General features: G+C 57.1%; 10 protein-coding genes. 2 read left to right on the top strand and 8 right to left on the bottom strand.

All coding sequences use genetic code 11. From position 1 onward, the window contains the following. Window positions 1–29: 29 nt before the first annotated feature. The 3 genes from JD108_RS11205 to JD108_RS11195 form a co-directional block, all read right to left on the bottom strand. Window positions 30–956 (bottom strand): RluA family pseudouridine synthase, encoded by a 927-nt coding sequence (locus JD108_RS11205; protein WP_198829882.1) that lies wholly within the window; start codon window positions 954–956, stop codon window positions 30–32. Between the two features lie 7 nt (window positions 957–963). Then, entirely contained in the window at window positions 964–1,311 is a 348-nt protein-coding gene (locus JD108_RS11200) for a thioredoxin family protein (protein ID WP_198829881.1), read from the bottom strand. Window positions 1,312–1,392: 81 nt separating this feature from the next. Next, entirely contained in the window at window positions 1,393–2,280 is an 888-nt protein-coding gene (locus JD108_RS11195; protein ID WP_198829880.1) for a LysR family transcriptional regulator, read from the bottom strand. A gap of 115 nt (window positions 2,281–2,395) precedes the next feature. On the opposite strand from JD108_RS11195, the gene leuC reads away from it, so the two are divergent. Continuing rightward, entirely contained in the window at window positions 2,396–3,826 is a 1,431-nt protein-coding gene (leuC, locus tag JD108_RS11190) for a 3-isopropylmalate dehydratase large subunit (protein WP_198829879.1), read from the top strand. After that, complete coding sequence (gene leuD, locus JD108_RS11185; RefSeq protein ID WP_198829878.1) at window positions 3,823–4,413, top strand: 3-isopropylmalate dehydratase small subunit; 591 nt, start codon at window positions 3,823–3,825, stop codon at window positions 4,411–4,413. The genes leuC and leuD overlap by 4 nt, the downstream gene beginning before the upstream one ends. Window positions 4,414–4,545: 132 nt before the next feature. Here leuD and JD108_RS11180 read toward each other — a convergent pair whose 3' ends face one another. The 5 genes from JD108_RS11180 to JD108_RS11160 form a co-directional block, all read right to left on the bottom strand. Next, window positions 4,546–6,204, bottom strand: a complete 1,659-nt coding sequence (locus tag JD108_RS11180) for an AMP-binding protein (RefSeq protein WP_198829877.1) — start codon at window positions 6,202–6,204, stop codon at window positions 4,546–4,548. Window positions 6,205–6,318: 114 nt separating this feature from the next. Continuing rightward, window positions 6,319–6,792 carry a hypothetical protein gene (locus JD108_RS11175; RefSeq protein WP_198829876.1) on the bottom strand — a complete coding sequence of 158 codons (474 nt, stop codon included), beginning with the start codon at window positions 6,790–6,792 and terminating at the stop codon, window positions 6,319–6,321. An 84-nt stretch (window positions 6,793–6,876) separates the two neighbouring features. Next, window positions 6,877–7,665, bottom strand: coding sequence for an SDR family oxidoreductase (locus JD108_RS11170; protein WP_198829875.1), 789 nt, complete (start codon window positions 7,663–7,665; stop codon window positions 6,877–6,879). 189 nt (window positions 7,666–7,854) lie between these two features. Then, window positions 7,855–10,938 carry an efflux RND transporter permease subunit gene (locus JD108_RS11165; RefSeq protein WP_198829874.1) on the bottom strand — a complete coding sequence of 1,028 codons (3,084 nt, stop codon included), beginning with the start codon at window positions 10,936–10,938 and terminating at the stop codon, window positions 7,855–7,857. 2 nt (window positions 10,939–10,940) lie between these two features. Continuing rightward, on the bottom strand, window positions 10,941–12,164 hold the full coding sequence (locus tag JD108_RS11160; RefSeq protein ID WP_198829873.1) for an efflux RND transporter periplasmic adaptor subunit: 1,224 nt from the start codon (window positions 12,162–12,164) through the stop codon (window positions 10,941–10,943). Window positions 12,165–12,183 lie beyond the last annotated feature (19 nt).

Below are 12,183 nucleotides of genomic sequence, written 5' to 3'. Positions count from 1 at the left end.
CTCTGCTTCTTCCCTGGCAGTTTATTCAGCTACCGCCGGATTGGCGATTGACGCAGCTTCTCTTCGAGCTGCATCAGCTCGGGCGGGATGGAAGCCAGCACGTCGAGCATCTCCCCGCCGAACGGATGGGTAAAGCGCAGGGCAAACGCGTGCAGCGCCTGTCTCTGGATCAATCCCGCTTTCCCGCCGTAGAGGGTATCGCCCAGCAGCGGGTGGCCGAGATAGCTGAGATGGACGCGAATCTGGTGTGTGCGCCCGGTCTCCAGCTGGCATTCCAGCCGGGTCGCACCCGCGTATCGCTCCGTTACGCGAAAATGGGTAATCGCCGGATCGCCATTCGGCGTCACGCGCCGGCGGCTCGGATGATTGCGGTCCTTGCCGATCGGTTCCGCGATGGTTCCGCTGTCCTTTGACAGGGTTCCCTGCACGTAAGCCACGTAATGCCGCTTGATGTGCCTCTGTCGCAGGGCTTCGTCCAACAGAGCGGAGGCCAGCGAATGCTTCGCATACATCACGGCCCCTGACGTCTCCAGATCGAGCCGGTGCACATGGCGTACCCTCGCCTGGACGCCCGTCCGCTGAAAATGCCCCGCTACGAGGTGATCCAGCGTCCCGCGGTGATGCTTTTCCGTGGGATGCAGAAGCACGCCGGCGGGCTTGTTTGCGATCAGCAGATGATCGTCTTCATAGAGGACATCGAGGGTTGCCCCGGACGGTTCGACCCCGTGCGGTTCGGGGGTGCATACTTTTGCCCGGATCGCCTGCCCGCTTTTCACTTTGCGATGCTGCGGGACCGGGCTTTCATCCAGCCACACCTCTTTTTGCTGAAACAGCAAATGCACCAGTTTTTTGGGCCATTTCCACTGCTCCCGGAGCAGCGTGCCCACCGGCATATCGTCGGCCTCGTCCGGGATGGTGCCGACCAGCCATTCTCCTTGCTTCTCCATGCGTATCATCAGAGGGTTACGCCTGCTTCAACGATTCGCTGACCTGGATGGCACGGTCGAGAAAATGCTCGATCTCTTCCCGGCTTTTGCCCAGCTTGCTGACGAAGCGGATCAGTTCCTTGCCGTTCGCGAAAGCGATAAAGCTGGGGATGCCAAAAACATCCAGCTGTTGGGACAGCTCCGGCAGGGTATCGCGGTTGACGGCCACCATCTCCACTTTTTCGCGGTACGCTTCCTCTACTGCGGGCATAAACGGATCGATCCGATGGCAGTCCGGGCACCAGTCTGTATAAAATTTGACGACAACCGGCTTCTCTTGGGAGATGGCCTGTGTGAATTCTGCTTCTGTCTTGATTTCTCTCATCGGGATAACGCCTCCTCAGGTGTCATTTTGGCATTAGTGTAGCACATGCTGCCTCGCTTGTCGCGGCTGATGGGGCGGCTGTCAGAAATGACTTTTCTGATCCACCAGCCAATTGACAAAGGCCTCCGCCGGACGGGATAACGGACGATCTTTGCGATAGGCCACGACGAGCGTGCGGAACGGACGGCCTGCTATGCGCACATAGACAGGCGGTTCTGTCGTTCCCGGTGCCAGGGTAATCATCCGCGGCGCAAACGAAAGTCCCATTCCCGTCGCCACCAAGGACTGGACCGTCTGGATGTTGGTGCTCTCAAACACGATGCGCGGACGGAAGCCGGCCTCATCGCAAAGGCGCAGCGAAATGGTGCGAAAACCCTGCCCTTCTTTTAATAGAATAAAAGGCTGATCGGCGAGTTCAGCGAGGTCCACCTCTTCTTTTTGCGCAATGGGATGCTGCGGCGGCACCGCGAGAAAAATCTCTTCATGAATCGCCGGAATCGCCTCCAATGTCGGATCGGAGATGGGCATCGTGAGCAGGCTGATATCGATTTTTCCGCGCACGAGCATTTGTTCCAGATTGCTGGAGGTCTCTTCCAGAAGCTGCAGCTCCACCCCGGGAAACTGACGGGTAAAATCGGGAATCACGCGCGGGAGCACATAGGCTCCGGTAATCGGGAGACTGCCAACCAACAGCTTGCCGCTCTCGCCTACGGCGTACGAACGCATCTCCCGCTCGAGCCCCTCAGCCAGATCCACCAGCGTCTGCGCCACTTGCACAAAGCGTTGGCCGGCGTCTGTCAGCTCTACATGCTGCGGGAGTCGGTGAAACAGGTTCACGCCCAGCAATTTTTCCAGCTTGGCAATCTGCTGGCTCAGAGACGGCTGAGCCAGATGCAAGCGGTTGGCAGCGCGGGAAAAGCTCCTCTCCTCCGCTACTGCGAGTACATAACGTATCTGTCGTAATTCCATGCAAACCTCCCAATAGGCAAAAACTATCCATCTCATAATAATTATATCTTTGAACTATTTTCATTGCCATGTTACAACCTGTATAAGAGTTTTTGAACGAAGGAGGAGTATCCCCATGAAACCTCGCACGATGTTTGAAAAAATCTGGGATCAGCATGTCATCCACGAGGAACCCGGCAAACCGAGCCTTCTCTACATCGATTTGCATCTCGTCCACGAGGTTACCTCACCGCAAGCCTTTGAAGGTCTGCGCCTGGCAGGACGCAAAGTACGCCGCCCTGACCTGACATTTGCCACGATGGACCACAATGTGCCGACAGCCGATCGCTTCAATGTAAAAGATCCGATCTCCCGCCAGCAGATGGAGACGCTGACGACCAACTGCCAAGAGTTCGGCATCACGCTCGCCGACCTGAACAGCCCCGACCAGGGAATCGTCCACGTCATCGGGCCTGAACTGGGCTTGACGCTTCCGGGCAAAACGATCGTCTGCGGCGACAGCCACACCTCCACGCATGGCGCTTTTGGCGCACTTGCCTTTGGAATTGGCACCAGCGAGGTGGAGCATGTGCTGGCGACCCAGTGTCTGCAGCAGTCCAAACCCAAAACGCTGGAAGTCCGCGTAGTCGGTGATCTCCCCTACGGCGTATCCGCAAAAGACCTGATTCTGGCGATAATCGCCAAGTACGGCACGGACTTCGCCACCGGGTATGTCATTGAATACACCGGAGAAGCGATTCGCAAGCTGACGATGGAAGAGCGCATGACGGTCTGCAACATGTCCATCGAAGCAGGTGCCCGCGCCGGTCTGATCGCACCGGATGAGACGACATTCGCTTACCTGAAAGGCAGACGCTACGCTCCGCAAGGCGAAGACTTCCTGGCTGCCGTCGAAAAATGGAAGCAGCTCTGCACCGATCCGGGCGCCGCGTACGATCACGTCGTAGAAATCCATGCGAGCGAAATCGCTCCGCAAGTGACGTGGGGAACCAGTCCGGGCATGGGTACCGACATCACCAGCACCGTGCCGCATCCCGACTCGTTTGAGACAACTGCTCAGCGCAAAGCCGCTCAGGACGCCCTCGCCTACATGGGCCTGGAACCTGGCACGCCGATGAGCGAGATTAAAATCGACCGCGTCTTTATCGGCTCCTGTACCAATGGCCGGATCGAAGACCTGCGCCGCGCTGCCGAGGTGGCAAAAGGACGCAAGGTAGCCGCCCATGTACATGCCATGGTCGTACCCGGATCTCAGGCAGTCAAGCAGAGAGCGGAAGAAGAAGGTCTGCACCTGATTTTCCAAGAAGCCGGTTTTGAATGGCGCGAGTCGGGCTGCTCCATGTGCCTCGCGATGAACCCGGACATCCTGCAAGAAGGTGAGCGCTGCGCCTCTACCTCCAACCGCAACTTCGAGGGCCGTCAGGGACGTGGTGGCCGCACCCATCTGGTCAGCCCTGAAATGGCAGCTGCCGCTGCGATTGCCGGTCATTTTGTAGACGTGCGCGAATGGAAGCGCGAAGGCGTGAACAAGGAGGTATTCCAATGAACCCGTTTGTCATCCACACCGGATTGGTAGCACCTTTGGACCGCGTAAATGTGGACACGGATGCCATCATCCCCAAACAGTTTTTGAAGCGGATCGAGCGCACCGGATTTGGTCAATTCCTCTTCTATGAGTGGCGTTTTACGGTTGATGGACAGCCGATCGAATCCTTTGTGCTGAATCAGCCGAAATATCAACAGGCGACAGTTCTGCTGGCCCGCAATAACTTCGGCTGCGGCTCTTCCCGCGAACACGCACCCTGGGCATTGCTCGACTACGGCTTCCGCGCCGTCATCGCGCCGTCCTTTGCCGATATTTTTTACAACAACTGCTTTAAAAACGGCATCTTGCCGATCAAGCTGAGCGAAGAGCAGGTGCAGGAGCTGTTCACGCGTGCCGAAAGCCGCGACAACTACGAACTGACGATTGATCTGCAGGAACAAGTGGTGAAAGACAGCGAAGGCCTCTCCTACCCCTTCGAGGTCGATTCCTACCGCCGCTACTGCCTGCTCAACGGCCTCGACGACATCGGCATTACCCTTCAATACGAAGACAAAATTGCCGCTTACGAAGCCAAACAACAGGCATAAGCCATGGCAAAAAAAGAGGGCGAAGGCATGGACGGATCCGTGCCTTCGCTTTTTTTTATCCTCATCATCATAGAAGAGTCCCGGGAGAAAGTAAAGGGATGCCGCTACCCTCCCCCGCCTTCGCCGCCGTGCTCATGCGGTCGAATACCCGCCCTCCTCGCTCAGCCCGAGCAGCTCGATCGCTTGTTCGCGCAGCTTGAATTTCTGAATCTTGCCGGACGCCGTCATCGGATAGTCCGTGACAAACTGGATGTAGCGCGGGATTTTGAACCGGGCGATTTTTCCCTCGCAGTAGGCGAGCAGCTCCTCCTCCGTCAGCGTTTCTCCCGGCTTTACCTTGATGCAGGCCAGCACCTGCTCGCCGTACTTGGCATCCGGAACGCCGACGACCTGCACATCCAGCACCTTGGGATGCGTGTAGAGAAACTCCTCGATCTCCCGCGGGTAGATATTCTCCCCGCCGCGGATAATCATGTCCTTCAGCCTTCCCGTGATGCGGAAATAGCCGTGCTCATCCATCGTGGCCAAATCGCCGGTATGCAGCCAGCCCTCGTGGTCAATCACCTTGGCGGTCTGCTCCGGCATATTGTAGTACCCTTTCATCACCAGGTAGCCCCTCGTGCAGAGCTCCCCCTGCACGCCTGGCGGCAAGCTCTCGCCGGTGGCGGGATCGATGATTTTCACTTCCACGCCGTCATGCGCCCGCCCGACGGTTGTCACCCGCCGCTCAATCGAATCATCGGGCCTGGTCTGCGTAATCACCGGAGACGATTCCGTCTGCCCGTAGGCGATCGTGATGTCCCGAATGCCCATTTTTTCCACGACCCGCTTCATCACTTCAATCGGGCAGGGCGATCCTGCCATGATGCCGGTGCGCAGCGAGCTCAGGTCTCTTTCGGGGAAGCTCTCGTGATTCAGCTCGGCGATAAACATCGTCGGCACGCCGTACAGGGCCGTGCATCGCTCCGCCTCGACGACATCGAGCACCACCTGCGGATCGAAGGCGATGACCGGAACCATCGCGGCCCCTGTCGCCACTGAAGCCAGCGTCCCCATGACACAGCCGAAGCAATGGAAAAACGGGACGGGTATGCAGACGCGATCCGTCTCATCCAACCGCTGGCATTCTGCCACTTTGATCGCATTGTTGACGATGTTGACATGGGAGAGCATGACTCCTTTGGGAAAGCCCGTCGTACCCGAGGTGTACTGCATATTGATGACATCGTCAGGGTGAAGCGACTTTTGCCGGGCGACTCTTTCTTCATCCGGGTATTCCACTCCACGCTCCATCAGGTCACGCCAGAGAAACATCCCCGGCTGTCTTTCCTCGCCCAGGTAGATCACATTCCGCAGATGCGGCAAACGCGCTGAGCGCAGCTGACCGGGCTCGCACTCGTCCAGCTCGGGGCAGATTTCCCTGATCATGTCCAGATAGCTGGCGTTTCGGTACGAATCAATCAAGAGGAGCGTCGTCGACTCCGACTGGCGCAGCAGGTACTCCAGCTCGTGGACGCGGTAGCTCGTATTCACCGTGACCAGCACGCCGCCCATTTTCGCCGTGGCGAACTGACTGATCACCCATTCCGGCACATTCGTCGCCCAGATGGCGATATTCTCCCCTTTTTGGATGCCGAGCGAAAGAAATCCTCTGGCTGCCTGATTGCAAATCATCTGGAACTGGGAGTAGGAGTAACGCAGCCCCCGCTCATGGTACACGACAGCCTCGCGGTCAGGAAACCGCTCCGCTGTCTCATCGAGCAAATCTCCAATCGTGATGGAACGCAGCATGTGTTCAGCCCTCCAATTCTTTCTGACTATTCTGTCTCATTTTTCTTCATTCGCCCTCTTCCAGCTTATTCCTTCCGGTTAAAAAAAGAAAAGCGTCCCCATTGGAACGCCCTTTTATTCTACGACAAATTTTTGTACGGCTTCGATCTTGTAGGGCAGATGATTGCTGTAGTTCAGCTCCACGCGCAGCTCGTGCTCCCCTTTTGGGAGTTTCTTCAAGAGGAACTCCGGCTGATAGATCATCCCCTTCGGCTCGCCGTTCAGGTATAGATGGGCATGCCCTTCGCCGTATACTGCCTGCAGATCCATCTCGCCGTTGTCGCTTACAAATTGGAAATTTTGCGTGAGCAGCGACACTTCCGCCGTATTCCCCTCTACTTTGACATCCAGATTGAGCGAGGGTTTTTCTTTGCCTTCGGGCTGCACCATCGGCATGGCCGAAGCGGGAACGCTGGACTCTTGCTGTCGGTAGGAGTCGGAAACGTTCAACGGATCCTTCACCAGCAGAAAAATTCCGGCGACCAGCACGATCAATAAGACAATGCCGCCCAAGATGAGGTTTCGCAAACTGACGATTACAACCTTCATTTTCTACTCTCCCTTTCGCAAATGCTTGTCACCTATTAGTACATGCATACGCGGGAAGAAAGAGAGATAGAAGCGAAACTTTTCTCAGATTGCCTTGACCAGTCCGCCGTCTACGAGAAAAGCTTGGCCGGTCACATAGCTGTTAGCCGGGGACGCGAGGAATGTCGCCATCCGGGCGAACTCTTCCGGCTCGCCGTAGCGGCCAAGCGGAATGGCGGCCTCTACGTTTTTGCGCACTTCGCTCGCATCGATTTGGAGGTTCTGCGCTCTGATTTGATCCAGTGCTGCGACCCGATCCGTCGCGATCCGGCCGGGTCCGATCGTATTGATCAAAATGCCGTCCGGCCCCAGCTCCGTCGCCAAACTTTTCGCCAGTCCGACGATCCCCGTACGAAAGGTATTGGATAAAATCAGATTTTCCAGCGGTTGTTTAAAAGAAGACGACGCAAAATTGACGATCCGCCCGAATTGCTGCCGGCGCATATGCGGCAGAACGGCCCTGATCGAGCGGACAAAGCTGAGCAGGTTCAATTCAAAGGCATTCGTCCACTGTTCATCGCTCAGCTGATCAAATGTGCCTGCCGGCGGCCCGCCCGCATTATTGATCAAAATATCCACTCGTCCATAACGGTTGACCGTTTCAGCCACCAGCCGCTCAATATCTTCCGCCTTGGTCACGTCTGTCACCAGCGCCAGGGGCTCTCTGCCAGTCGCTTGCAGGATCTCCGCCTTGGCCTCGTTCAAAGCGGCTTCGTCGCGCCCGCTGAGCACGACATCGGCACCCTCTTTTGCCAGGCAGAAAGCGGTCGCTCTGCCAAGACCTTTCGTCGAAGCCAGGACAATGGCTACTTTTCCCTGCAAATGTAAGTCCATGTCTCCTATCTCCCTTCAGCTTTCCTGTACAGTTTTTGGTTATTTGCTTGTCTTCTATTCTACAGAAGTATCTGACAAACGCATAGAGGATGCCGCAGGCTTTAAGCCCGCCAAAAAAATAGAGAAGCAGAGGGGGTCTCTGCTTCTCTGAAGAGCGGATGGCCGTGGCGATGCGCCAATCCTCGCCATTTACAGATCGGACGGACGAATTTCCGCTTTCGCCAGACGCTTTTCCAATCGCTTCGCGGCTCTTGCCTCCCGCTTCGCCATTCTTCTTTCCTTGGCCGTCTCAAACAGGGAGTACAGCACCGGCACTAGCACCAATGTCACGATCGTGTGGAAGATCAGACCGGAGATGACGGCGGTGGCGAGCGGCGCTTCCAGATCGGAGCCTTCGGCCACGGCCAGCCCCATCGGGAGCATGCCGAGGATCGCCGTCAGCTTGGTCATGATGACGGGGCGCACCCTGTCCTTGGTCCCTTGAATGATCGCCTCGCCCATCATCATGCCGCGCGACCGCAGCAGATTGATCCGGTCAATCAGCAAAATCGCATTGGACACCACGATCCCGACGAGCATGATCATCCCGATCATCGCCATCTCGCCGAAGACGCGCTGCGTCAGGACGAAGCCGAGCACGACCCCGACCAATGCCATCGGAATGGTCAGCATGATGATAAACGGCTGGGACAAGCGGCCAAACTGCGCGACCATGATGACGTAGATCAGTGCGATGACGCCCAAAAAGACGAAGATCCCCTGTGTCATCGTAGAGCTTTGCTCTTTCAATTTGCCCGCGATCTCGACTTGATAGCCAGCCGGAACAGCCAGCTGCGGCAGTTTCTCGCCAATTTGCCTTCCCACTGTGCCCAGGTCGCTGCCCAAAAGCTCGGCCGATACCGTCACGATACGATTCCCTTTTTCATGTGTGATGGACACCGGAGATTTGCTGTACTGCCATTCGACCAGATCGGCGAGCGGCACCTGCGCGCCCGTCTTCGATGTGATCATGATCTGCCTGAGCTGCTCCGGATGCTTCAGCCACCCCTCCGGCATCATCGCCACTACATCTACTTCGATGCCATCCGATGAGATGGTCGTCACGGGCTGCTCCCCGATCATCGTGGTGATCTGCTGCAAGAGCGAGCGGTGATCCACCTGCATCTGTGCCAGCGCATCCGGCTTCGGATGCAGGGTTACCTTTTCTTTGCCTTCTTTAAAGTCATTGCGAATATTTATGACGCCCGGTACGGTCGCCAGCATCTCCTCGACATCGCCAGCGATCTCGCGCATCTTGTCCATATCCTCGCCGGTAATATCCAATTCGATCGGCGCGCTGCCGCCCTGGCCGCCGAACTCCGTCGTGATCCGGTCGACACCTGGAAGCGCCTGAAGAATTTGATTGATCTCGAGCGTCAGTTCCTCTTTGTCCCGCTCTCTTTCACTCTTTCCTTTCAGCAGCAGAAACAGCTCCGCGTTTGATTTTCCTGCAAAGAAGAACACGTCTTTCACATCGGAGATGTCGCGCAGCGATTTTTCCGCTTCCAATGCAGCCCGCTGGGTATTCTCCAGGGTCGAACCTTCCGGCATACTGATGGTGGCAAACACCATATTTTCATTCGGATTGATTCCCTGCCCCATTTTCATCATCGGCATCAGGAAAAAGGAACCGGCAAACAGGCCGACCGCCAGCATAACGGTCTTGACGCGGTGCCGCAGCGCTTTTTGCAGCAGTCTGGTAAAGCCGCGCACGATCGCATGCTCCTTGGCTTCGCTCTCCAGCATCACTTTTTTGTCATTCTTCAAAAAGCGGTCGGAGAAGACGGGTACGAAGAAAAATGCAGCAATCGTTGAAGCCGTGATCGCAGCCGTCACCGTAAAGGCGATCGCTCCGAGGATCGGTTTCAGCCAAGCCTCGAAGTCGGCCAGTACCAGCGGCAAAAAGACGACGATGATTGTCAGCTGGGAGGTGAATACGGGTGTCATGACCTCCCGGGTCCCTTTGACGATGGCGGAGGAGAGCGGCTCCCCTTTTTCCCGGAATTGATAGATGCTCTCCAGCACCACGATGGCCGCGTCCACGATCAGCCCGACTGACAAGCTGAGGGAGAGGAGGCTGATCATATCAATGTTGTAGCCGCCCACCTTCATCGCGATAAACGTCATCATCGCCGACAGCGGCAGCGTCGTGGCGATTACCAGGGTGACCCGCCAGTTTCGCAAAAAGATGAGCAGGACCAGGATGGCCAGCGCTCCCCCGATAATGACGTCGCGGCTGAGGTTGGTCACGGCATGATCGATGTAGGAGACTGCCTCAAACATGACCTTCAGCTGGTACTGGCCATTGGCTTCCGCGTTAATTTCGCGAACCACCTCTTCGACCTTGCCCTGGGTCGTGATCAAGTCGCTGCCCTGGGCACGCTTGACGCTGAGGTGGACGAACACCTGGCCATCCGTCAACGCCACCGAATCCTTCACTTTGCCGCGCAGATCATCGACGGCGGCTAATTGGTCCAGGGTGACGGTGCCTTCCGGCGTCTCAATCGGCAGCTGGCTCAGTTCCTGCGGTGTCGAATAGGAATGATCGATCATGACGACGGTGTCAAAGCCGGTATTCACCAGCGTCCCCACCGCCTGCTTCCAATTCGTCGACTGCAGCTGCTCGACGACCTCGGACGGCGTGACGCGATACGCGTTCATGCGGTCCGGCTGCAGGGTGACGGCAATCTTGTTTTCGAAGCTGCGACTGGATACTTCTACTTCCTTGACGCCCGGCACATCTTCAATGCGCTCTTTGATCGATGTCTTCGCCAGGCTGAGCATCGTTTTGGGATCCGCGCCGACCAGGGCGTAATCGATCATTTCCTCGTCCCCGAGGTTCCCCTGTACGATGTTGACGGTATCGACGCTTTTGGGAAAGGAATTGCGCAGGCGGTTGACGGCGTTTTGCACGTCTTGCTTCACCTGCTCGCCCTGCCCTTCCTCGGCGGTGATGTTGATGCGGACGGAACCGGTGCCGGTCGTGGAGGAATGCTCTTTGATCCCCGTAAGCGATTTGATTTCCTGCTCAATTCGCTTGGTCACCTTCTCCTCCATCTCTTCGGGAGGGAGCGAACCGCCGGATATCTGTACGTTAATCATCGGCAGATTTGTCTTCGGGACCAGCTCGATATGGAAGCTGAAAAGGGAACCCAGACCGGCCACAACGATGAGAAACGTCAGCAGGTAGACGATTAGGCGGCGCTTGAGCAAAGAGTGAATCAGCTTTTCCATGGTTATTCCCCTTTCGCCTCCACTTTTTGCCCCTCGACGTAGAACGTGATGCCGGAGCGCAAAAGCTGATCGCCTTCATGCAGTCCGCTGAGAATCTCGATCTGGTCTCCCACCATTTGACCCGTCTTGACCGGTCGTTTCACCGTGAGTCCGTTTTCGATCGCCATCACGTAGTGCTCGGACTGCGAGACGCCGACCGCCTCCAGCGGGACGAGATATCCGTTCAGCTGGCGCGGCAGCTCTACCGTGGCGACCATGCCGCCCCTCCACTGGCCGTCCGGATTGGCGGCCACTAGCTCCACCCGGTATTTCCCGGTCTGTTTATCCACCACAGGCGAGACGAAGCTGATCGTCCCCTCGTGTTTCATGCCGTCTCCCCCGCTAATCTGGACCTTTGCCTGTTCGCGGTACTGATTGATCACGTCATTCGTGACATCCAGGGTAATCTTGACTTCCGAGAGGTCTACGATGTGGATGACCTGTTCGCCCGGAGAAGCAAGCTCCCCGACCTGTTTGGTCACATCGACGATCGTCCCTGCGAAGGGAGCCACGATTTTGGTTTCGCCCAGGCTCTTTTTCGCCAGCTCTACCTGTCCGGCTGCCTGTTTGATCGATGCGTTGGCCATCGCCACATCCTCCGGCTCGGCGCCGCGGAGGAGCTCCTCCAGCGCCAGCTTATGGTCGCGGAGGCGTATGGCCGCCTGGTCCCTCGCACGCTTCCGATCATCCAGCTCGCTTTGCGAGATGGCCCCGCCCGCGAACAGTTTTTCTCCCACCACGACATCCTCGCTGGCTTTGTCCAAATCCTGCTGCGCGCTTTGCACCTGCAGCTGCTGCTTTTGAATCGTCTCGGAGGAAGCGCCTTTCAATGTCTTAGCCTTTCGGGCGGCCGCCTCTTCTACCTGACTGGCAGCCGCCTCTACTTCCGTTTGATAGTAGCGGGCATCCAGGCTGGCCAATAGCTGGCCTTGCTTTACCTGATCTCCTTTTTTCACGGCGATGGACGATACCGTGCCCCCGGCTCCGAACGGCAGCACCGCTTCCCGGCTGGCCTGAACCAGCCCCGTCGCCGTCAATGCGACGGGAGCTGCCGCTTTTTGGACCCGGTACACCTCCACTACTTTTGCTTTGGTTTCTTGCTGGGTTTCTGGTTCGGCGGCGCCGGGGCCACACCCGGCAGTCGCGAGGACGACCAGGGCTAGTAAAATGGTTGCATGTTTTTTCACAAAAATTCCTCCAAGTCGT

It is taken from the genome of Brevibacillus composti, assembly GCF_016406105.1.
GTDB lineage: Bacteria > Bacillota > Bacilli > Brevibacillales > Brevibacillaceae > Brevibacillus > Brevibacillus composti.
Note: the sequence above shows the minus strand (reverse complement) of the source record. Positions and strands in the feature narration are given on the sequence as shown.